We start from the raw sequence: 19,958 nt of genomic DNA on the forward strand, positions 1-19,958 counted from the left end.
GTAAATGCCTAGGCTGAAGATTATCCCGGCGAAGGGTCATTCGCTCCATCATGGGGCCGTACGCCGCGGCGCCCGCCTTGGACGTGGTCCAGGGCGGGCGCCGCGGCGTACGGCAGCTTGGCGGCTAGAACGAGCCGGTGGTGAACTGCCAACTGCGGGAAACGAGCGGGTTCCCCGCCAGGTCCCGGATGCCGGTGGCACCGCCGGTCAGCGTTACGGTGTACCGGGTCTTGGCGGCCAGCGCTGCCTGGGGATCGAGGATCCACTGGTTGGTGGTGCCGTTGCGGTAGACCGTTGCCGCCACCACTGCCCCGGTGGAAGCGTTCTTCAGGGTGAAGGTGGCCGTGCCAACGCCCTGGACCGCCTCGCTGAACGTGGCACTGACGTTGCTGCTCCTGCGGACCAGGGAGGCATTGCTGCCCGGGCTGTAGCTGGTGACAGTGGGCGCCGGACCGGTGGTGAACGTCCAGCTGATGGTGGTCAACGGCGTGCCCGCAGCATCGCGGATGGCAGAGGCTCCGCCCACCAGGGTTGCCGTGTAGGTGGTGTCTGCGGCCAGGTTTGCAGCCGGGTCAAGGGTGGCCGTCCTGGTGGTGTCGTTGTAACTGACGGCCGCGGCGATGCTGGCGCCGGCTGCAGTCCGCAGCACGAAGGTCCCCGCTGACACGCCCTGCACCGAGGTGCTGAAGGTGGCCGTCACGTTGGTGCCCACTGCCACCGCCGTTGCCTTCCCCGCGGGCGACACGGACGCGACAGTTGGTGCAGGGGCGGGAGCATGCGCAGGAGCAGCTGCGTCCGTACCGGTGAACAGCAGGCGGTTCGGGGTCCCGGTGGTGGCCCCGCCGATTACTCCGGGCGTGGCGTTGGAAACCAGCGCCGCGGCCACGTCGGCCGGCGTCAGGGCAGGATTCTGAGACAGCAGCACGGCCGCGGCGCCGGCGGTGTGCGGTGCCGCCATGGAGGTTCCGGACATGGATGCCGTGGCAGTGGTGGAGGTGTAGTAGTCGGAGGTGATGCCGACGCCGGGAGCATACAGGTCCACGCAGGATCCGAAGTTGGAGAACGATGCCTGCTTGTCGGCGGAGTCGCTGGCGGCCACCGTGACGGCCGCGGGAACGCGGGCCGGAGAGGTGGTGCAGGCGTCCACGGCCGAGTTTCCGGCGGCAACCACGGTGGTGACGCCGTCGTCAATGACTGCCTGGATGGCATTGTCCACGGTGCTGCTGGCGGCTCCGCCCAGGCTAAGGTTGGCTACGGCGGGGGTGCCGGCTGCGTGGTTCGCGGCGATCCAGTCCAGGCCGGCCACGACGTCGGAGTTGTAGCCGGATCCGCTGCAGTCAAGCACCCTGACCGGCACCAGGGTGGCGCTTTTGGCCACTCCATACGTGGAGCCGGCAACGGTTCCGGCCACGTGGGTGCCGTGACCGTTGCAGTCGATGGTGCCGTTGCCATCCGCCACGGCGGTCCAGCCGGCGGCCACCCTGCCGCCGAAGTCGGTGTGCGAAGCCAGGATGCCGGTGTCCACCACGTAGGTGGTCACGCCGGCGCCGGCCGCCGTCCAGGAGTAGGAACCGGAGAGCGGCAGCGCCCGCTGGTCGGCGCGGTCCAGGCCCCAAGGGGCCGGCTGCTCCGTCCCGGAGACCTTGACGGGGGCATCGGGTTCGACGGACAGCACCTTCCCGGACTTGGCAAGGGCGGCCGCCTGGGCCGGGTTGGCGGTGACAACGGCGCCGCGGATGGCATGTTCAAAGGTGCGGCCGACGGCGAGTCCCTGGCCGTGCAGTCCGGACACCTCTGCGGCGACATTGGTTCCGGGCGCGTACTGGACGATGTAGCGGCCGGTTGCGTTGCCGGCTCCGCCGGAACCGGCCGGGGAGGCAGGGGCGGCGACGGCCGGAAGGGACGGGGTGGAAAGGGCGACGGCGGAGAGCAGCGCCGTGAGGGCAGGCAGCAGGAAGGATCGATTACGAATTTTGGGGTCCTCGTGGTGGCTGGGCGCCGGTATCAGCCGGGGGAATCCTTCCCGGGAGCCGGACAGACGGTGGCTGTACCAAAAGGATAGGAGCCGGAAGCGTGTGGCTTCCGGCTCCTTGGATGATCCTGTGCCAACCCTTGGGGATTCCTGCGGGCCGGCGTTTTTGCTGGTTTTAGCCGGCGCGGGTGGCTGCCGGAACGTGGTTCCGCCAGCTGTGCTCGGGTTCGAAACCCAGCAGGCGCCGCGCCTTGTCGATGGACAGCATCGTTTCGTGCTCGCCCAGGTCCTTGGTGACCTTGACGTCCGGGAAGACCTCAGCGGCCAGGCTGGCGCTTGACCGGCTCATGACGGTATCTGCATTGGCAATGATGAAGGCTTCGAACCCTGGCTTGGCGTTCTCCAGTGCCCGTGCCACGGCCTGGGCACCGTCCCTGCCGTCGATGTAGCCCCAGAGGTTCCACTTCCGCAGGGTTGCGTCCTCGTCGAAGGAGGGGAACCGCGCATAGTCGGCTTCGTCCATGACGTTGGAGAACCGCAGGCCCGTGATGCTCAGTTCCGGGTCCCACCGCGTCATTTCCACGGCCATCCGCTCCTCCAGGGTCTTCACCAGGGAGTAGGTGCTCTCCGGCCGGGGCGGGTATTCCTCGTCCACCGGGATGTAGGGCGGGTCGATGTCGAACGGCAGCCCCAGCACTGTCTCGCTGGAGGCGTACACCACCTTCTTAATGCCCGCGCGGCGTGCCGCCTGGAAGACGTTGTAGGTGGAGAGCATGTTGTTTTCAAACGTTGCTGCGTCCGGAAGGATGCCGGGGGCAGGAATGGCACCTAGGTGCACCACGGCGTCGAACCCGTCATGCCGGTCATCAACGCCCAGCAGCGCGTCCACCACCTGGCCATAATTGCGCAGGTCCACCATCAGCAGGTCCGGGCTGCGGTCACCTGCGCGGTCCAGGGTGAGGACCTGGTGGCCGTCGTCGGTGAGCCTGCGCACCACGTGCCGCCCCAGTTTTCCGTTTCCGCCTGTAACGGCAATTCTCATCAGTGTTTCCTTCTGTTCGAGTGCTTCTCCGTGTGGTGTTTCGGTCAGGACGGGGGACGCGGGGCTGCCAGGAACTGTTCGACGGCGGCGATCGCCAGACCGGTAATCGCTCCCGGATCACCGCTGCCGTTGACGGACACCAGGATGCCCCGGCCCGCGTACACCGAGACTACTTCATGCGTCTCCCGGCGGTAGAGGTCCAGCCGGCGCCGGAAGACGTCGATGGTGTCATCCGTTCGTCCCTGTTCCAGCGCACGGCGGCGCATCCGCTCCTCCAGTTCCGCGTCCGGCGCCTGCAGTTCGATAACTGCGTCCAGCGCATGTCCCTGCGCCGCGAGCATGTTGTCGAGTTCGGTTGCCTGCGGCGCTGTCCGCGGATACCCGTCCAGCAGGAAGCCGTGCCGGACATCGTGTTCAAGGAGGCGGTCCTGCACCAGCGCGTTGGTGAGATGGTCCGGCACGAAGTGGCCGCCGTCCAGGTAGTCCGCGGCCTGGTTTCCGAGCTCTGTCTGCCGGCTGACGTTGCTCCGGAAGATGTCACCGGTGGAAACGGCGGGCACTCCGAAGTGCCGCGCCAAGTGTTCTGCCTGTGTCCCTTTGCCGGAGCCTGGTGGGCCGATGATGAGGAGCCTGGTCATGTTCCTGCCCTTCCCCGGGGCGTTACCCGCTTCATTGTGACCGGTACCCTTTTCCAGCGCCGGCAAACGGCGTCACCGCCCCAAGTGGTTGTGGGCTTCGTGCCGCCCCGAATGTATATACTCTGGTTATCGGTTTAGCAGCAGGCCGTTGGAAAGTTCGTCGATCCAGCGACCATCACCGGCTCCCCGCCCAGTTGCGGGGCGTTTGTGTGTTGCAGGCTCGTTTTGACCTGAACGAATGGCACCAGGAACCGTGGCCAGCGAGTCAACAGCAAAAACCGATACATCCATTACCGAACACCTGCATGAACTGGTCCTCAACAGCTCCGACGTTGAGGACTTCCTTACGGAGCTGGCGCAGGTGTCCGCCCGCAACCTCTCCGAGCCCGGCGATGAAATGCTGTGTGCCATCACCCTGCTCCGGCAGCGGAAAACAGCCACAATCGCCAGCAGCAGCCAAGAAGCCAAGGCCCTCGGCCGGCTTGAGCACAGGTTTGCAGAAACGCCCAGCCTCACCGCAATCACCGCCCAGGAGACTGTGCACGCGCCGAACCTTGCCGGGGATGACCGCTGGCCGGAATACTCCTCTGCCGTCGTTGCCCAGGGCGTCCAATCGGTCGCGGCGCTTCCTTTCCGGCTTGAAGGGGAAACCAAGGCTGCGCTGCTGCTGTACTCCCGTCGGGCCAACCGCTTTGAAGGCCGGGTGCTGGCGTTCGCCGAGGATTTCGTCAGCCAGACCTCGCTGGCGCTCCGCCTCGCAGTCCGCTTTGCGCATTACAGCGAAACGGCGGCGAACCTCCGCGCCACGCTGGAATCCCGCACGGTCATCGATATGGCGGTGGGGATCATCATGGCCCAGAACCGGTGCAGCCAGCAGGACGCGTTCGGCATCCTGAAGACGGCATCGAGTACCCGAAACACCAAGCTGCACGATGTGGCCGCTGCCGTTGTGAATGCCCTGGGCCAGGGGCCTGCGCGTACACATTACGACGGCTAGGACGGCGGTCTGCGGCAAGGTGTTCCGCCACCAGTAGACTGGTGCCAACTTTTCGCCGGGGGGCCTTGAATGGAACAGCAGCGTGTTTGCCTTGTCGTGGAGGATGACGACGATATCCGGGGACTGATCACAGTGGTCCTGTCCCGTGCGGGCTTCGAAGTGACAGCCGTGGGCACGGGGGCAGAGGGCATCGCCGCCGCTGCTGATCCCGCCATCGCCCTGGTCACCCTGGACCTTGGGCTGCCGGATATGGACGGGCACGTGGTGGCCCGCGCCATCCGTGCCCTCACCACCGCACCCCTGTTGTTCCTGACGGCACGTTCCGAGAACGACGACGTGCTGGCCGGCATGGCGTCAGGGGCTGCCGGCTATCTCACCAAGCCGTTCCGTCCAGGGGAACTGAAAGAGCTGGCACGGCAACTTGTGGCATCAACACCGCCGTTAGAACAGCCTGCGTCCCGGAAACAGACAACGGCAGGCGAACCCCACGCCTAGGCACAACGCCCTGGCCGGGAACGGCCGTTGGGAAGAAGGGCGACGGCGGCGGGCAGCCGCCGTCGCCCTTCTTCCGTCAGCGCCTACTTGGAAAGGAAGCCGAGCAGCGCCTGGTTGACCTCTGCGGCATGCGTCCACAGCAGGCCGTGCGGTGCGCCTTCGATCTCCACGTACTCAGCGCTGGGCAGTGCCTTGGCGAACAGCCGCCCGGTGGAATCGATGGGGAGGATGTTGTCGGCGGTGCCGTGCACGATCAGGGCCGGAACATCGATCTTGGGGATGTCCTGGCGGAAGTCGGTGAGCCAGGTGGGCTGGGCGGCGACCGATGCGGTGGCACCGGCGCTTGCAGCAAGGTTCCAGCTGGCGTTCACCGCTTCCTGGCTGAGGCGCGGGGTGCCCAGGAAGGTGTCCGCGTTGTAGAAGTTCTTGAAGAACTCGGAGAAGAAGGCGTACCGGTCAGCAGTAACAGCTTCCTTGAGGCCGTCGAACACGTCCTGCGGGACGCCGTCGGGGTTGTCGTCGGTCTTAAGCAGGTACGGCTCCAGTGAGCCCAGGAACGCGGCACGGGCGACGCGGACGGAGCCGTAGGTGCCCAGGTAGCGGCCCACCTCGCCGGTTCCCATGGAGAAGCCCACCAGTACAACGTCGTTCAGGTCCAGGGTGGTGAGCAGGGTGTTGAGGTCCGCAGCGAAGGTGTCGTAGTCATAGCCCTCCGTGGGCTTGCTGGATTTGCCGAAACCGCGGCGGTCGTACGTGATAACCCGGTAGCCCGCACCCAGGAGAGCCGCGGTCTGCTTCTCCCAGGAGGAGCCATCCAGCGGGTAGCCATGGATCAGCACCGCGGGCTGGCCCGAGCCGTGGTCCTCGTAGTAGAGCTCGATATCAGTGCTGTTCTCGGTACCTACGGTGATGAAAGCCATCGGGGCGAATTCCTTTCGAGACTGATCAGGGCGGCAGGCGGAGCGCCGTGGCCGTGCACCTCCTACTTTAGGGTGCGCCGCCGCCCGGGAGCAGGCCTGAATTCGACCGCAGCGGGACTGCCCAAATTGTGCTCCAGGGCTGAAGTTATGACACTATATGCGCATGAATGCAGATACTAATACTTGCTCGTTGGGCACAGACAGCCAGTATGTGGAGCTGGCGGTGGAGGTCTTCGCCATGCTGGCCGACGCCACCAGGGTGCGGATCATCCTGGCGCTGCGTGACGGCGAGATGGCGGTGGGAGCCCTGGCCGATGTGGTGGGCAAATCCCCCGCCGCCGTCTCCCAGCACCTGGCCAAGATGCGCCTCGCCAGGATGGTGTCCACGCGGCAGGAGGGCACGCGGGTGCTGTACCGGCTGGAGAATGAGCACGCCCGCCAGTTGGTGGCCGACGCCATCTTCCAAGCCGAGCACGCACTCGGCGGGGAGCCCGCGCACCACCGCGTTCCCGCCCACACTGCAGACAGGAGCGCTTCATGACCGGGCCGCATCAGGAGTCGACGCATACGCACAGCCACCCCCACGAGGACGGCCACGCCGGGCACGGGCATGATCACGGCCACGACCACAGCCATGGGCACAGCCACGACCACGACCACGACCACGACCACGACCACGACCACGGGCATCATCACCACTCCGGCTTCAAGGGTTGGCTGATCGAGCTGTTCGTCCCGCATACGCACGATGCCGCCGATTCGATCGACGATGCGATGGAGGCCAGCACCGAGGGCATCCGGGCGCTGAAAATCAGCATGTTCCTTCTGCTGGCCACCACCGTTCTGCAGTTCGTGGTGGTCCTGTTCAGCAGTTCGGTGGCCCTGCTGGCGGACACCATCCACAACTTTTCCGACGCCCTGACCGCGGTGCCCCTGTGGATTGCGTTCATCCTGGGGCGCAGGGCCGCCACCCGCCGGTACACCTACGGCTACGGCAGGGCCGAGGACTTAGCCGGCCTGTTCATCGTGGCCGTGGTGGCCCTCTCGGCCGTCGTGGCCGGCTGGCAGTCGGTGGACCGGCTGATCAATCCGCAGCCGCTGCAGAACCTGGGCTGGGTCATGGCGGCAGGCCTGATCGGCTTTGCAGGAAACGAAGCGGTGGCGATTTACCGGATCCGGGTCGGCCACAGGATCGGTTCCGCCGCACTTGTTGCGGACGGCGTGCACGCCCGGACGGACGGCTTCACCTCGCTGGCCGTGGTGGTCGGCGCCGTGGGCGTCATGCTCGGCTTTCCGCTGGCGGACCCGATCGTCGGGCTCGTCATCTCCGCTGCCATCATGGTGCTGCTGTGGGGCACGGTCCGCAGCATCGGGCGCCGGCTGATGGACGGCATCGAGCCGGAACTGGTGTCACGTGCGGAGGCCGCGCTGGCGCAGACGCCGGGCGTGCTTTCAGTCCAGCACCTGCAGCTGCGCTGGTCCGGCCACCGGCTGCAGGGGTCGGCCCGCGTCGAACTGGCGGACACCGCGTTGTCGGAGGCGGAAGAAACCCTTCACCGCGCAGAGCACCAGCTCCGGCATGCGCTGCCCAAACTGGACCATATGCTCCTGGCCCCAGCCAGCCGGCGGTAACAGCGGCACTAACACAGAAGTGACCCGGCTGGCAGGGCCAGCCGGGTCACTTCTGTATTAATGGATTCCGCTAGGCGCGGGCGGTCTTTCCGGGCAGCGCCAGTTTGAAGACCTTGGCCCAGGACGAACCCACCTGCTTCACCAGCGGACCGGTGGTGTACTTCAGGCCGTAGCGCTGGCAGATCTCGCGGACCCTGGGCGCCACCTCCGCATACCGGTTGGAAGGCAGGTCCGGGAAGAGGTGGTGCTCGATCTGGTGCGAGAGGTTTCCGGTCATGAGGTGCATGAACTTCGACCCCGAGATGTTCGCCGAACCGATCATCTGGCGCACGTACCAGTCTCCGCGGGTCTCCCCGTCAACCATTTCCTCGGTAAAGGTGTCGGTGCCTTCCGGGAAGTGGCCGCAGAAGATCACCGCATGGGCCCAGACGTTGCGGATGGCGTTGGCGGCAATGGTGCCAAACAGGGCCTGCTTGGCGGAGCCGGTCAGCATGGCCAGGGCGGGGGTTGCGGCGTAGTCCTTGGTGAACTGGGTGATGACCTTCTTGCCCAGCGCCTGAAGGTCCTTGAGCAGGGCCTCCTTGGACTTGGTGCCTTCCCTGTACTCGGTCAGCTCGAGGTCATAGATGGCAATGCCCCACTCAAAGACCGGTGCCAGGATGGCGTTGAACAGCGGGTTGGCCAGGTTGATGGGCTTCCACGGCTGCTGCTCGTCCATGCGCAGGAGGTTGTATCCGACGTCGTTGTCCTTGCCCACCACGTTGGTCCAGCGGTGGTGCAGGTCATTGTGGGTGTGCTGCCACGACCGGGACGGAGTGACGAAGTCCCATTCCCAGGTGGTGGAGTGGATGTCCGGGTCCCGCATCCAGTCCCACTGGCCGTGCAGGATGTTGTGCCCCAGTTCCATGTTTTCCAGGATCTTGGCCAGGCTCAGCAGCGTTGTGCCTGTGACCCAGGCGGCCTTGTTCTTGCCCACCAGCAGTGCGGCGCGGCCGGAGAGCTCCAGGCCGCGCTGGATCTTGATCATGCGGCGGATGTAGGCGGCGTCCTCCGCGCCCCGCTTGGCCAGGATCTCGTCCCGGATGGCGTCGAGCTCGCGGCCCAGTTCCGCCACCTGTTCATCCGAAAGGTGCGCGGCTGCCGGCGGCCTGACGGTGGGGCTGCCCGATTCGGCCAGCTTTCCGGGGCGAGTGCGTGAGGAGCCCGCGTTGGCACCTGCGGCGGTGGTTTTGGTGGGTGAGATGACAGACATACGGTACTGCTCCTCAGAGTTCGAGGTTGACGGGTCCGGCGGCTGCCGAGACACACGTTTGGATCAGTTGGCCGGGTTCGCCGTGGATTTCTCCGGTACGGAGGTCGCGGACCTGCCCTGCCAGCAATGGCGTGAGGCAACTGTGGCAGATGCCCATACGGCAACCGCTGGGCATCAGCACCCCGGCGTCCTCGCCGATGTCCAGGATGGGGGTGTCGCCGTCGGCCTCCACCTCCCGGTCGCTGGCTTCGAAGGTGACCAGGCCGCCGTCGTGCCCCACAGCGGCGTTAAAGGTGGTGTTGAAGCGTTCGATCATCAGATTGCCGGCGTCTCCCGCCACGGCGACGTCAGTGCCGGGCGCCCGTGTGGTCAGGGCAGCCCGCTTCCACAACGCCTCGGCGTCATCAAGGAAGCTGTCCGGGCCGCAGGCGTAGGCTGCCCGTTCCTTCCAGTCCGGGCAGATCTCGTCCAGCTCCTTGGTGCTGGAGAAGTCCATGCGGCCCTGCTCCCCGGTGTACCAGTGCGCCAGCCGGAAATTCGGGAACTGGTCGGCAAGCTCAGCCAGTTCCTCACGGAACAGGCTGTCATCCCGCGTGCGGGCTGAATGGACCAGCACGACGTCGGCATCCGGGCGCCGTGGGACCAGGGTACGGATCATGGACATCACCGGGGTGATGCCGCTGCCGGCCGTGACCATCAGGAGCGGACGGGGATGCTCCGGCAGGACGAAATCACCCTGCGGCGGGGCCAGGAACAGGACATCGCCGGGCTTGGTGGTGCGCACCAGGGTGCCGGATACCGCACCGACATCGGTCACGGTGATGGCCGGGTCCTTGCCGGCGGGGGCGCTGAGCGAGTAGGACCGCCAGTGGCGGACACCGTCGAGTTCGACGCCGATGCGCGCCCACTGCCCTGCAAGATGCGCTTTCCAGCCGCGGCCGGGGCGGAAGAAGATGGTGGCGGACTGGGCGGTCTCCTGGACCACCCGGGTGACCACGCCCCGCAGCTGCCGGGCAGAGTAGACCGGGTTGAAAAGCGAGAGGATGTCCTCGGGCGCCAAGGGGGTGGTGAGTACTGAAGCCGCCTGGGCCAGCTGTCGTAGCCGGATCATGCGTCAAAGCCTAGGGCGGCGCGAGCCATATTTCTCTCTCTCCGTCATATGACCGTTCAGCAGTCACAGTGTAGTTGGGGCGCGAAGCCCCCACACCGCACTTCAAGAGTAACGGTTAGGTCTCGCAAATAGTTCCCAGCGTCCTATCGGCTCCATCCCAGGGCCGGGGCAACGTGCTCCACGATGGTGCCCAGCAGCTTGGCGTTGAAATCCACGCCCAGCTGGTTGGGGACGGTCAGCAGCAGGGTGTCCGCCGCCTGTACTGCAGTGTCGGCAGCGAGCTGCTCCGCCAGGTGGTCCGGCGGCCCCACATAGCTCTTGCCAAACCGGGCGGTGGTGCCGTCAATGACGCCAACCTGGTCCCGGCCGTCGCGGAGGGCGCTGCCTGCGAAGTAGTAGTTGTCCTCTTCATCAACAATTGGCAGGACGCTCCGGCTGACCGAAACACGTGGGGCATGGGGGTGTCCTGCCGCGGCCCACGCATCTCTGAACAGCTGGATTTGTTCGGCCTGAAGCTCATGGAAGGGAACGCCGGTGTCCTCGGTGAGCAGGGTGGAGCTCATGAGGTTCATGCCCAGTTTCGCGGCCCACACCGCTGTTTTCCTGGTGCCGGCACCCCACCAGATCCGTTCCGCCAGTCCCGGGGACTGCGGCTGGATAGGCAGGAGTCCCGTGGCGCCGCCGGCGTAGCGGGGATCGGCCTGTGCCATGCCGGCACCGGTGATGGCCTTGCGGAAGACTTCGGTGTGGCGCCGGGCCATGTCAGCGTCGGCCTCCCCCGGCTCCGGGCGGTAGCCAAAAGCTGAGGCGCCTTCCAGCGCGGGCTCGGGTGAACCACGGCTGATGCCCAACTGCAGCCTGCCGCCGCTGATCAGGTCCGCCGCTGCGGCCTCCTCCGCCATATACAGCGGATTTTCGTAGCGCATATCGATGACGCCGGTACCGATCTCGATCCGGCTGGTGCGGGCGGCGATGGCGGACAGGAGCGGAAACGGCGATGCCTGCTGGCGCGCGAAGTGGTGGACGCGGAAGAACGCGCCGTCCACTCCCAGTTCCTCAGCGGCAACCGACAGGTCAATTCCCTGGAGCAGGGCGTCCGCCGCTGTCCTGGTGCGGGAACCCTGGCCGGGGCCCCAGTGGCCAAATGAAAGGAATCCAATACGCTCCATACCTCCCCCAACTGCCCGGGCGGCGGCCGCATTCCCGGCTGGCATGATGGCTGCGTGGGCATTCCGGAAGAAACCATCAACATTTTCAAAACGATTGTGCTGTTCGTGCTTGCCGCCGGCGCGGAAATCGGCGGGGCGTGGCTGGTGTGGCAGGCCGTCCGTGAAGGTAAGGACTGGTGGTGGGCGGGGCTCGGGGTCATTGCGCTTGGCGTTTATGGCTTCGTGGCCACCCTCCAGCCGGATGCGCACTTCGGGAGGATCCTCGCTGCCTATGGCGGAGTGTTTGTGGCGGGTTCCCTGGCATGGGGCATGGCCTTTGACGGCTTCCGCCCGGACCGGTGGGACATCGCCGGATCCCTGGTGTGCCTGCTGGGCGTAGCGGTGATTATGTTTGCTCCGCGGAGCGGCGGATAAGCAGTGGGACGGCTGATAAAACAGCGGGGGCAAAACGGCAGGCTGGTGGTTAGGATCTAGCCACAACGAAAGGCGGGGCTGTGGAGCGGACAGACTACTGCGTTATCGGCGGCGGGATTGTGGGCCTGGCAACCGCCTACCAGCTGCTGCGGAAGCAGCCGGGAGCCTCGCTGGTCCTGCTCGAGGCCGCGGAAACGCTGGCATCCCACCAGACCGGCCACAACAGCGGCGTGATCCATTCGGGCATCTACTACGCCCCGGGCAGCCTGAAGGCGCGGTTCAGCAAGGCCGGGGCGCAGCAGACCAAGGACTTCTGCCGGGAGCACGGCATCAGGTACGCCGAGCCGGGCAAGCTGTTGGTGGCTGCCTCAGAGGTGGAGCTGGCCCGGCTGGACGGCCTGGAGGAACGGGCTGCCGTCCACGAACTTGACTGCGAACGCATCGACCAGGCAGAACTCAGCCGGCGCGAGCCCAACATTTCAGGGCTGGGCGCCCTGTTCATTCCCAGCACCGGCATCGTGGACTACCGGGAGGTGGCGCGCAGGCTGGCGGAACTCGTCACGGAGGCCGGCGGACGCGTTGTCACGGGAGCCAAGGTGAGCTCCATCGTGGAACATCCGGACCGCGTGGAGGTGGGCACCGGCCAGGAACGTTATTCCTGCCGCCGGCTGGTGGCCTGCGCCGGCCTGCAGTCGGACCGGCTGGCGGAACTGGCCGGAATGGCCATCGACGTCCAGATCATCCCCTTCCGCGGCGAGTACTTTGAGCTGCCCGCAGCCAAATCGGACTACGTCCGCCACCTCATCTACCCCGTACCGGACCCGGAGCTGCCCTTCCTGGGCGTGCACCTCACCCCAACCATCGACGGCAGCATCACGGTGGGACCCAACGCGGTGCTGGGCCTGGCCCGCGAGGGGTATCCCAAGTTTTCCGTGGACATGAAGGACGTGGCCCGCTATGTGCGCTTCCCAGGACTCTGGCACGTGGCCTGGTCCAACGCCGCCACCGCGGTGCGCGAAGCCAGGAACTCGCTGTTCAAGGGAAGCTACCTGCAGGAGTGCCGTAAATACGCACCCGGCCTGGCCAAGGCGGACCTGCTGCCCTACGAGGCCGGCATCAGGGCCCAGGCCGTGCGCCGTGACGGTACGCTCCTCCATGACTTCCTGCTGGCTGAGACGGAACGGATGATCCACGTGCTGAACGCACCGTCGCCCGCCGCCACAGCCGCCCTGCCGATTGGCGAGCATTTGGCAGGCAAAGCTGCGCTCCGGCACGCCGCCTGAAAGTGGAAGCCTCTCCGCTTGATTGGGGGGCCAAACGGAGAGGCTGAAACCAAACTAATAGCAAGCATGCTTAGTTTCCAAATCGGGTGTCCGTACGCACTATTCACGCACGGCTAAACTGACCCGGTGATCAACAGCGAGCAGCCGCGCAGGCGGGAAACTACGCCGTCGCGCGGAAAAATCGCCGAACGGCTGCTGCCGGGTGGCGAGGAACCGGACCCGCGCTTCACCCTTGCGAACGAGCGCACCTTCCTGGCCTGGATCCGCACATCCTTGGCACTGCTGGCGGGCGGCATCGCCCTCGAGGCATTCACTTCGGGTCTTTTCATCGAGCCGGTCCGGAAGGGCCTGGCGGTACTGTTGCTGCTGCTGGGCATGATGCTCAGCGGCGGCGCCGCGGTCCGGTGGCTTCGCGTGGAGCGCAGCATGCGCAGCAAGGCCCCCCTCCCCCTGCCCCTTTTCGTGCCGTTGCTGGCCGGGGCAGGCGCGCTGGCGGCCGCCGTCGTACTGGTCTTTATTCTCTGGCGCTGATCCTGTGGCCTCCCGCGCACCCAGCCCCCACGGTGATCCCGGCCTGCAGCCCGAGCGGACCGCCCTCGCGTGGGGCCGGACCATGTTGGCGCTGGTGACGGCGAGCGCATTCTTCCTGCGCTGGCTTCCCACCTACGGGGCGCCCATCCTGATGCTGCCGGTGGTGTCCGGCGGCGCTGCCCTTGCCATCTACCTCACCCAGCGCCGCCGCTACCTGAAGAGGTCCCACGGTTTGGCAGGCGAGAGCATCGAGGCGGACCTGCCCGCCGTACTGTGGACCTCTCTGGCCGGGGTACTCCTGGGCGTCCTCGGCATCCTGGTGGTCTTCGTCAGCTAGCGGCGCGGGTCAGCCAACAGCCTTAGAACATCGGCAGGACGAAGCCGGCCAGCAACGCCACCGAGCCAATGGCGGTCAGGCAGCGGCCCAGGACCGAAGCCGTCCTGCCAGCTTCCTCAGGCCTGGCGGTCTGCCACTGCGTCGGGCGCTTGGGGTGGTAGTAGATGGGCAGGGTGTCCCCCACTGCCATGTCCCTGATGTCGTACGGGGACATGGGGGCGTTGTGCACCTGGTGCTTCCGGTCGAACCAGCGGAACCCCACCCCGGTGGAATCGGAGTACACCACAGCCTCGGCCACATCCCAGGGGTGCACGAAACGGCGAAGGAACCCGGTGTAGAAGAGCAGTCCCAGCCCGGCGGGCAGGCACAACCAGGTGAGGACCTCCAGGATGGGACCTGCCATATCAAGCGCAGTGGGCATGAAATTGATGGTACAGCGCGGGGACTGGTGGCTTCAGCAGCTGATACGTACGCTGAAGGGGACCGGACCGGAGTAAGGGGAAACCATGAATGATCAGGATATTTTGACGCACATCCAGGCCCTGGTGGAGGAGGAGCACTCGCTGCGGGAGGGTTCAGAAGGTGGCCAGCCGGACCCCGCGCGGCTGAAGTACGTGGAAGAGAGCCTGGACCAGTGCTGGGACCTGCTGCGCCAGCGCCGCGCCAAGAAGGACTCAGGAGAGAACCCGGACGACGCCGAAGCCCGCCCCATCAGCGAGGTTGAGGGCTACCGGCAGTAATGCGCATCGCAGTTGCCCAAATCATCAGCGGCGCCGACACCGCCGCCAACCTTGAACTGGTGTGGGACTACGCTGCCCAGGCAAAGAACGCCGGCGCGCAGTTGGTGGTCTTCCCGGAGGCAACCATGCGCGCCTTCGGCCACTCCCTGAAGGACATCGCCGAACCCGTCGACGGCCCGTGGGCCAGCGAGGTCCGCAGGATGGCGCGGGAGCTGGAGATTACGGTCGTGGCAGGCATGTTCACTCCGGGCCGGGACGGCCGGGTCCGCAATACGCTGCTGGTCACCGGCCCCCGGGTGGAGGCCTCCTATGACAAGGTCCACCTTTTCGACGCCTTCGGCTTCACGGAGTCAAAGACAGTGGATGCGGGGGAAGCGCCTGTGACCTTCGAGTTGGACGGGACAGTCTTCGGTCTGGCCACGTGCTATGACGTCCGCTTTCCGGGCTTGTTCACGGCCAACGCCAATGCGGGAGCGCAGGTGAACATCGTGTGCGCGTCCTGGGGCGCGGGTCCCGGCAAGGCGGAACAGTGGGACCTCCTGGTGCGCGCCCGCGCGCTGGACAGCACCACCTTCGTGGTTGCCTGTGGCCAGGGCGACCCCGAAGCCATCGGCGCGGGCCCGGCAGGAACGGCACCCACCGGAATCGGACACAGCGCCGTCGTCACCCCCTTGGGTAAGCCGGTGGTGGCTCTGGGCGGCAAGCCGGAACTCGCCGTCGTCGATATCGATCCCTCAACAGTGGACGACGTCCGCGCCGCGCTGCCGGTCCTGGCCAACGCCCGTACCTTCTGACATTGGTGAGGCGCTGTTCATGGCCCCGAAACAGAGGCCACAAAAGCGGACGACGGCGGTTCTCACCGGTCGGCGGGCCGTTTGGCCCGCCGTTACGGGGAACTGGAGGGGTACCCGCCTTTTGCGCCCACCCGCGGTGGAGGGGCCGTTTACATTCCGGAAACATGGCCGACACGTGAACTTCACGCCCGCGCGATTTGTGTAACGTGGGCGCAACTTTAGAGGGCATTGGCTGAAACACGCTGCGCCAAAAATGGATCCCGGGGGAAATGCTCCGGGGCCAACCAGGTCCCGCACCAAGATCACGTTGCGAAGGGACCCACCGGTGGAAATCACTGCCCAACACGTCTGGCTGATGATTTCGGCCGCAATGGTACTGCTGATGACCCCCGGGCTTGGCCTCTTCTACGGCGGCATGACCCGCGCCAAGGCGGCCCTCAACATGATCATGATGAGCTTCATCTCGGCAGGGATTGTCGGCGTGGTGTGGGTCCTCTGGGGTTACTCGATGACCACCGGCAACGGCTTCCTTGGGCTGTTCGGCAATCCCTTCACCAGCTTCGGACTACAGAACCTGATGGGTTCCCCTGACCTGCTCAAGGCCGGCTACAGCGCCACCTTCGCCATCATCACCGTGGCCCTGATCAGCGGTGCCATTGCCGACCGCGCCAAGTTCAGCGCCTGGGCGTTGTTTGTGCCGGTATGGATCACGGTGATCTACTGCCCGCTTGCCTACATGATCTGGGGCGGCGGACTGATGAGTGCCGGCGGGGCCGTCACCCGGATCTTCGGCCAGGTTATCGACTTCGCCGGCGGCGCCGTCGTCGAAATCAGCTCAGGCACGGCAGCCCTGGTGCTCGCCGTCATTGTGGGCCAGCGCCACGGCTTCGCCAAGGACCCCAACCACCGCCCCCACAACATCCCCTTCATCATGCTGGGCGCGGCAATTCTCTGGTTTGGCTGGTTCGGTTTCAACGGCGGTGCGGCAACCAGCGTCGAACAGGCCGGCCTCATCTGGATCAACACCCTGGTAGCCCCTTCTGCAGCCATGCTGAGCTGGCTGGTCACCGAAAAGATCCGCCACGGGCACCCGACGTCGCTGGGCGCCGCCTCCGGCGTTGTGGCCGGCCTGGTGGCCATCACCCCGTCCTGCGCCAACATCAGCCCGGTGGCAGCAATCGGCCTGGGCCTGGTGGCGGGAGCCGCGTGCTGCGTGTTCGTGGACCTCAAATACCGCTTCGGCCTTGACGACTCCCTTGACGTGGTGGGCGTCCACCTCGGCGCCGGCCTCATCGGTACCCTGTCGCTCGGCTTCATCGCCCTGCCCGTAGACGGCAAGGGCGGGGGACTCTTCTACGGCGGCGGTGCCCAGCAGCTCATCGCCCAAACAGCCGCCGTCGTCATCACCCTGCTCCTGTCCGGCATCGGGACGGCGGTTATTGCCGGAATCATCAACAAGAGCGTGGGCTTCCGCGTCAGCCAAGAGGCCGAAACCGCCGGCGTGGACCTGTCCGAGCACGCCGAGACCGCATACGCCTTCGGGGAGATGGGCTCCGGCTTCAGCAGCCTGGGCCACATGCTGGGCCACCACGCAGCCGCTCCTGCTGTTGTCCCCGCGGATCGGCGCGCAAAGGAAGATTCCTTCGCGTAGCAGCTAGTCGGCAAGGATCTTGTAGAGCGCGCGCCGCGTTTCATCCATCTTCTCGATGGCGGCAGCCCGCTGTTCTTCCGACACTCCGCTGCGGAACTGGTGGATGGCACCCATGAGCTTGCCAATGCTCTGGTGGAAGTCCCGGTCCGCACTGTCCGGCTCGGCGTTCCACGCGTTCTCCATTTCCTCCGCATGCTCCGCCACGTAGGCCTTGCCCGCGTCGGTCAGGGCAAACTCGGTCCCGCGGCCTTCACTGAGGGCCTCGATCAGGCCTTCGTCCACCAGCTGCTGCAGGGTGGGATAGATGGATCCGGGGCTGGGGCGCCACATCCCGCCGGTCTTTGCGGCGATGGTCTTGATCAGTCCGTAACCATTCGAAGGGGCCTCGGCCAGCAGCGAGAGGATGGCTGCGCGGACATCGCCGCGGTTGGCCCGCCGGCCGCCCCGCCCGAAGCCGGGACCAAAACCCGGGCCAAAGCCTGGCCCGAAACCGGGACCGAATCCCGGGCCAAAGCCGGGACCCCTGTGCCCGTGCGGACCTTTGTGACCCCTCCCCCGCTCGAAGCGTCCCCGGCCGAACTCCGGGCCGGGTTTTTTGTCATCAAACATGCCGTTCATGGTGGCATCGTCCTTCCATTGATAGAGAGTCGCTTTATCTTCAGCGATATTTAAAAGATATATCGGTAACTATCGCCCGTCAATGGATGGATGTGACCAAATCCTGACCCTTTCGCCCCTGTTTCCGTCCTTGGCGTGAGCGTATTCTGGTCCCACCTCCGAGCACGAGGGCTGAGGAAATGGCGAAGAAGCGGAAGCGCAGGCACGGTTTCAACGCGGCCTTGGGATGGATCCTGGGGTTTCTGGCAGCCAGCATCATGTGCGGCGTCCTCGTGGCGAGCCTGGTGGTTCCCGCCGTCGCCGCGGCGGGGATGGGGGTCAGTTCCTCCATTGATTTCTTCGAAAAGCTGCCGTCGGAACTCACGGTGCAGCCGCCGTCGCAGGCCACGAAAGTCCTGACCGCGGATGGGCAGCCAATCGCCACGTTCTATGCGGAAAACCGGGTGCAGGTGCCGCTGGACCAGATGTCGCCTTTCATCAAGGACGGCATCATCGCCATCGAGGACAGCCGCTTCTATGAGCACGCCGGCGTGGATCCGCAGGGGATACTGCGGGCGCTGGTGTCCAACCTGACCAAGGGCGGCGAGCAGGGCGCGTCCACCATTACCCAGCAGTACGTGACAAACGTCCTGAACGAGGCGCAACTCGCCCAGGACCGGCCGGACGCGGTGGTGTTGAACGGGCAAAAGAACCTCGGCGACAAGCTGCGGGAAATGAAGCTCGCCATCACCCTGGAAAAGAAATACAGCAAGGACCAGATCCTTGAGGGCTACCTCAACATCGTGTTTTTCAGCAACAACGCGTACGGCATCGAAGCCGCAGCACGCCACCTCTTCAGCACCACCGCGAAGGACCTCACGCTCCCCCAGGCGGCCCTGCTGGCCGGCGTGGTCAACAGCCCCACCCTGTACAACCCGGTCACCAACCCGGACAAGTCCATCGTGCGGCGGAACCAGGTCCTGGGCGAGATGCTGCGGCTGGGCAAGATCACCCAGGCACAGCATGACGAAGCTGTAGCCACGCCCGTTCAACTGAAGATCAGCCCTCAACAGCAGGGCTGCGCCAATGCGACCATGGCCCCGTACTTCTGCGACTACATCTCCCACCTGATCCTGAACAATCCCGCCTACGGCCCCACTGAGGCTGAACGCGAACGGCTGCTCTACCGCGGCGGCCTGACCATCGTCACCACCCTGGACAGCCGGCTCCAGGCCGCTGCCCAGGCACAGGTGGACGGAACGGCAGGGGCAAACCCGGACCATTGGGCGGCATCGCTGCTCAGCATCCAACCCGGCAGCGGCAAGATCCTGGCGATGGCCCAAAACACGGTTTTCCTTCCGCAGCCCGGAAAGTTCGATACCAACCTGAACTTCAACGTGGATGCCAGGGACGCGCAGGGGAACGACCTTAACGGTGCCGGAGGGTTCCAGCCGGGATCAACCATGAAGCCCTTCACGTTTGCCGAGTGGCTGAACGAGGGCAAGACGCTCACCGCCGAAGTGGACGCTTCACGCCGGGTCTATCCGCTGGGGTTCCCTTGGAGGGACAGCTGCGGAAAGGTGCTTGGGGCCTACAGCACGGCCCAGGCGAATCCTGCCCTTGGCGCTGCCGATGACCTGCAGAATGCCGAAGACGGTTTCTACCGGCCCATGCCCGTCAACTACGGCCTCTACAACTCCATCAACACCGCCACCTTCGCCTCCGCATCCCAGCTGGATTTCTGCGGCATCCAAAAGATGGTGGATGCCGTGGGCCTGCACAGCGGCCTGGACAGCTCGCCCGTCAACATGCACCTGCTGGGCAACCTGCTGGGCAGCACGGGCGTCGCTCCCCTCACGCTTGCAAACGCCTTTGCCACCTTCGCCACCGACGGCCGGTTCTGCGCTCCCATCGCGCTGGTTGAGATCAAGGATGCATCCGGGGCGAAGCTTCCCGCCCAGGCCCCGGACTGCCACGACGCCGTCAAGCCGGATGTGGCCCGCGGGGTCAACTCGGTACTGCAGGATGTCCTGAAAAAGGGTTCAGGCGTCTGGATCAATCCGAAAGTGCAGGACAAGGTTCCCACGTCTGCCAAGACCGGTACGTCCAACAACAATGGCTCCACCTGGGTGGTGGGGTACACCACGGGCCTGGTGACCGCGTCCTTCTTCGGTGACGCGCTGGAAGGCCAAAAACGGGCAGGCCAGAACGTGACCATCAACGGCACCTTCTACCCCCGCCTGGACGGGTACATGATTGCCGGCCCGCAGTGGGCCAACTACATGCTCAAGGTGGCGCCGCTCTACCCGGCAGGCCCATTCGCACCGCCTCCCGCTTCGATGATCGGGCCCAACCCCAATTACAAACCATAGGCTGGGACGCG

21 protein-coding genes are annotated in these 19,958 nt (G+C 65.7%); 12 read left to right on the forward strand and 9 right to left on the reverse strand.

Annotation, left to right across the window (positions count from 1 at the left end; all coding sequences use genetic code 11):
* Positions 1 to 124: 124 nt before the first annotated feature.
* The 3 genes from ACFO0G_RS10665 to ACFO0G_RS10675 form a co-directional block, all read right to left on the reverse strand.
* Positions 125 to 1,792, reverse strand: a complete 1,668-nt coding sequence (locus ACFO0G_RS10665; RefSeq protein WP_376977530.1) for a S8 family serine peptidase — start codon at positions 1,790 to 1,792, stop codon at positions 125 to 127.
* A gap of 355 nt (positions 1,793 to 2,147) precedes the next feature.
* Positions 2,148 to 3,014 (reverse strand): NAD-dependent epimerase/dehydratase family protein, encoded by an 867-nt coding sequence (locus ACFO0G_RS10670; RefSeq protein ID WP_286399234.1) that lies wholly within the window; start codon positions 3,012 to 3,014, stop codon positions 2,148 to 2,150.
* A 44-nt stretch (positions 3,015 to 3,058) separates the two neighbouring features.
* Positions 3,059 to 3,652 (reverse strand): adenylate kinase, encoded by a 594-nt coding sequence (locus ACFO0G_RS10675; protein ID WP_286399237.1) that lies wholly within the window; start codon positions 3,650 to 3,652, stop codon positions 3,059 to 3,061.
* Between the two features lie 253 nt (positions 3,653 to 3,905).
* Between ACFO0G_RS10675 and ACFO0G_RS10680 the strand changes: the two genes are divergently transcribed.
* The gene (locus tag ACFO0G_RS10680) at positions 3,906 to 4,649 is read left to right on the forward strand and encodes a GAF and ANTAR domain-containing protein (RefSeq protein WP_286404607.1); all 744 of its coding nucleotides are present in this window, start codon (positions 3,906 to 3,908) and stop codon (positions 4,647 to 4,649) included.
* A 69-nt stretch (positions 4,650 to 4,718) separates the two neighbouring features.
* Complete coding sequence (locus ACFO0G_RS10685; RefSeq protein ID WP_286399240.1) at positions 4,719 to 5,144, forward strand: response regulator transcription factor; 426 nt, start codon at positions 4,719 to 4,721, stop codon at positions 5,142 to 5,144.
* Between the two features lie 83 nt (positions 5,145 to 5,227).
* Here the strand turns inward: ACFO0G_RS10685 and ACFO0G_RS10690 are convergent, their stop codons facing one another.
* Complete coding sequence (locus ACFO0G_RS10690) at positions 5,228 to 6,064, reverse strand: alpha/beta fold hydrolase (protein WP_376977533.1); 837 nt, start codon at positions 6,062 to 6,064, stop codon at positions 5,228 to 5,230.
* A gap of 163 nt (positions 6,065 to 6,227) precedes the next feature.
* Here ACFO0G_RS10690 and ACFO0G_RS10695 point away from each other — a divergent pair, with 163 nt between their 5' ends.
* Together ACFO0G_RS10695 and ACFO0G_RS10700 are read left to right on the forward strand one after the other, a co-directional pair.
* Positions 6,228 to 6,605: an ArsR/SmtB family transcription factor gene (locus tag ACFO0G_RS10695; RefSeq protein WP_376977535.1), complete on the forward strand. Its 378-nt coding sequence runs from the start codon at positions 6,228 to 6,230 to the stop codon at positions 6,603 to 6,605.
* Positions 6,602 to 7,696, forward strand: a complete 1,095-nt coding sequence (locus ACFO0G_RS10700) for a cation diffusion facilitator family transporter (protein WP_376977537.1) — start codon at positions 6,602 to 6,604, stop codon at positions 7,694 to 7,696. Before ACFO0G_RS10695 ends, ACFO0G_RS10700 begins: the two co-directional genes overlap by 4 nt.
* Positions 7,697 to 7,766: 70 nt before the next feature.
* Here ACFO0G_RS10700 and ACFO0G_RS10705 read toward each other — a convergent pair whose 3' ends face one another.
* The 3 genes from ACFO0G_RS10705 to ACFO0G_RS10715 all read right to left on the reverse strand — a co-directional run bounded on the left by ACFO0G_RS10705 (position 7,767) and on the right by ACFO0G_RS10715 (position 11,228).
* Positions 7,767 to 8,948 (reverse strand): fatty acid desaturase family protein, encoded by a 1,182-nt coding sequence (locus tag ACFO0G_RS10705; RefSeq protein ID WP_286399249.1) that lies wholly within the window; start codon positions 8,946 to 8,948, stop codon positions 7,767 to 7,769.
* 13 nt (positions 8,949 to 8,961) lie between these two features.
* Positions 8,962 to 10,059, reverse strand: a complete 1,098-nt coding sequence (locus tag ACFO0G_RS10710) for a ferredoxin reductase (protein WP_376977540.1) — start codon at positions 10,057 to 10,059, stop codon at positions 8,962 to 8,964.
* 143 nt (positions 10,060 to 10,202) lie between these two features.
* Complete coding sequence (locus tag ACFO0G_RS10715) at positions 10,203 to 11,228, reverse strand: LLM class flavin-dependent oxidoreductase (protein ID WP_286399253.1); 1,026 nt, start codon at positions 11,226 to 11,228, stop codon at positions 10,203 to 10,205.
* Between the two features lie 54 nt (positions 11,229 to 11,282).
* On the opposite strand from ACFO0G_RS10715, the gene ACFO0G_RS10720 reads away from it, so the two are divergent.
* The 4 genes from ACFO0G_RS10720 to ACFO0G_RS10735 all read left to right on the forward strand — a co-directional run bounded on the left by ACFO0G_RS10720 (position 11,283) and on the right by ACFO0G_RS10735 (position 13,793).
* A complete protein-coding gene (locus tag ACFO0G_RS10720; protein WP_376977542.1) occupies positions 11,283 to 11,642 on the forward strand; it encodes a YnfA family protein in 360 nt (119 codons plus the stop codon).
* 80 nt (positions 11,643 to 11,722) lie between these two features.
* Positions 11,723 to 12,925, forward strand: a complete 1,203-nt coding sequence (gene lhgO / locus ACFO0G_RS10725; RefSeq protein ID WP_376977544.1) for an L-2-hydroxyglutarate oxidase — start codon at positions 11,723 to 11,725, stop codon at positions 12,923 to 12,925.
* A gap of 126 nt (positions 12,926 to 13,051) precedes the next feature.
* On the forward strand, positions 13,052 to 13,456 hold the full coding sequence (locus ACFO0G_RS10730; RefSeq protein ID WP_376977546.1) for a YidH family protein: 405 nt from the start codon (positions 13,052 to 13,054) through the stop codon (positions 13,454 to 13,456).
* 4 nt (positions 13,457 to 13,460) lie between these two features.
* A complete protein-coding gene (locus tag ACFO0G_RS10735; protein WP_286399261.1) occupies positions 13,461 to 13,793 on the forward strand; it encodes a DUF202 domain-containing protein in 333 nt (110 codons plus the stop codon).
* A gap of 22 nt (positions 13,794 to 13,815) precedes the next feature.
* On the opposite strand, the gene ACFO0G_RS10740 is transcribed toward ACFO0G_RS10735, so the two are convergent.
* Complete coding sequence (locus ACFO0G_RS10740) at positions 13,816 to 14,214, reverse strand: hypothetical protein (protein WP_286399264.1); 399 nt, start codon at positions 14,212 to 14,214, stop codon at positions 13,816 to 13,818.
* 85 nt (positions 14,215 to 14,299) lie between these two features.
* Here ACFO0G_RS10740 and ACFO0G_RS10745 point away from each other — a divergent pair, with 85 nt between their 5' ends.
* The 3 genes from ACFO0G_RS10745 (at position 14,300) to ACFO0G_RS10755 (ending at position 16,978) form a co-directional block, all read left to right on the forward strand.
* A complete protein-coding gene (locus tag ACFO0G_RS10745; protein WP_142132584.1) occupies positions 14,300 to 14,533 on the forward strand; it encodes a DUF2630 family protein in 234 nt (77 codons plus the stop codon).
* A complete protein-coding gene (locus tag ACFO0G_RS10750; RefSeq protein ID WP_286399267.1) occupies positions 14,533 to 15,327 on the forward strand; it encodes a carbon-nitrogen hydrolase family protein in 795 nt (264 codons plus the stop codon). Before ACFO0G_RS10745 ends, ACFO0G_RS10750 begins: the two co-directional genes overlap by 1 nt.
* Positions 15,328 to 15,652: 325 nt before the next feature.
* Entirely contained in the window at positions 15,653 to 16,978 is a 1,326-nt protein-coding gene (locus ACFO0G_RS10755) for an ammonium transporter (RefSeq protein ID WP_286399270.1), read from the forward strand.
* Between the two features lie 3 nt (positions 16,979 to 16,981).
* Here ACFO0G_RS10755 and ACFO0G_RS10760 read toward each other — a convergent pair whose 3' ends face one another.
* Entirely contained in the window at positions 16,982 to 17,596 is a 615-nt protein-coding gene (locus tag ACFO0G_RS10760) for a PadR family transcriptional regulator (protein WP_286399273.1), read from the reverse strand.
* A gap of 179 nt (positions 17,597 to 17,775) precedes the next feature.
* Between ACFO0G_RS10760 and ACFO0G_RS10765 the strand changes: the two genes are divergently transcribed.
* Positions 17,776 to 19,947 (forward strand): transglycosylase domain-containing protein, encoded by a 2,172-nt coding sequence (locus ACFO0G_RS10765; RefSeq protein WP_376977550.1) that lies wholly within the window; start codon positions 17,776 to 17,778, stop codon positions 19,945 to 19,947.
* Positions 19,948 to 19,958 lie beyond the last annotated feature (11 nt).

Origin of the sequence: Arthrobacter sedimenti (assembly GCF_042652025.1) — a bacterium.
In the GTDB taxonomy this organism is placed as follows: domain Bacteria; phylum Actinomycetota; class Actinomycetes; order Actinomycetales; family Micrococcaceae; genus Arthrobacter; species Arthrobacter sedimenti.

Excerpts from the sequence above, each read along its gene's own strand:
- ACFO0G_RS10710 (WP_376977540.1), bottom strand. The coding sequence starts at position 10,059 with ATGATCCGGCTACGACAGCTGGCCCAGGCGGCTTCAGTACTCACCACC.
- ACFO0G_RS10705 (WP_286399249.1), bottom strand. The coding sequence starts at position 8,948 with ATGTCTGTCATCTCACCCACCAAAACCACCGCCGCAGGTGCCAACGCG.
- ACFO0G_RS10675 (WP_286399237.1), bottom strand. The coding sequence starts at position 3,652 with ATGACCAGGCTCCTCATCATCGGCCCACCAGGCTCCGGCAAAGGGACA.
- ACFO0G_RS10765 (WP_376977550.1), top strand. The coding sequence starts at position 17,776 with ATGGCGAAGAAGCGGAAGCGCAGGCACGGTTTCAACGCGGCCTTGGGA.
- ACFO0G_RS10695 (WP_376977535.1), top strand. The coding sequence starts at position 6,228 with ATGAATGCAGATACTAATACTTGCTCGTTGGGCACAGACAGCCAGTAT.
- ACFO0G_RS10685 (WP_286399240.1), top strand. The coding sequence starts at position 4,719 with ATGGAACAGCAGCGTGTTTGCCTTGTCGTGGAGGATGACGACGATATC.
- ACFO0G_RS10745 (WP_142132584.1), top strand. The coding sequence starts at position 14,300 with ATGAATGATCAGGATATTTTGACGCACATCCAGGCCCTGGTGGAGGAG.
- ACFO0G_RS10690 (WP_376977533.1), bottom strand. The coding sequence starts at position 6,064 with ATGGCTTTCATCACCGTAGGTACCGAGAACAGCACTGATATCGAGCTC.
- ACFO0G_RS10700 (WP_376977537.1), top strand. The coding sequence starts at position 6,602 with ATGACCGGGCCGCATCAGGAGTCGACGCATACGCACAGCCACCCCCAC.
- ACFO0G_RS10760 (WP_286399273.1), bottom strand. The coding sequence starts at position 17,596 with ATGAACGGCATGTTTGATGACAAAAAACCCGGCCCGGAGTTCGGCCGG.
- ACFO0G_RS10750 (WP_286399267.1), top strand. The coding sequence starts at position 14,533 with ATGCGCATCGCAGTTGCCCAAATCATCAGCGGCGCCGACACCGCCGCC.
- ACFO0G_RS10715 (WP_286399253.1), bottom strand. The coding sequence starts at position 11,228 with ATGGAGCGTATTGGATTCCTTTCATTTGGCCACTGGGGCCCCGGCCAG.
- ACFO0G_RS10740 (WP_286399264.1), bottom strand. The coding sequence starts at position 14,214 with ATGCCCACTGCGCTTGATATGGCAGGTCCCATCCTGGAGGTCCTCACC.
- ACFO0G_RS10670 (WP_286399234.1), bottom strand. The coding sequence starts at position 3,014 with ATGAGAATTGCCGTTACAGGCGGAAACGGAAAACTGGGGCGGCACGTG.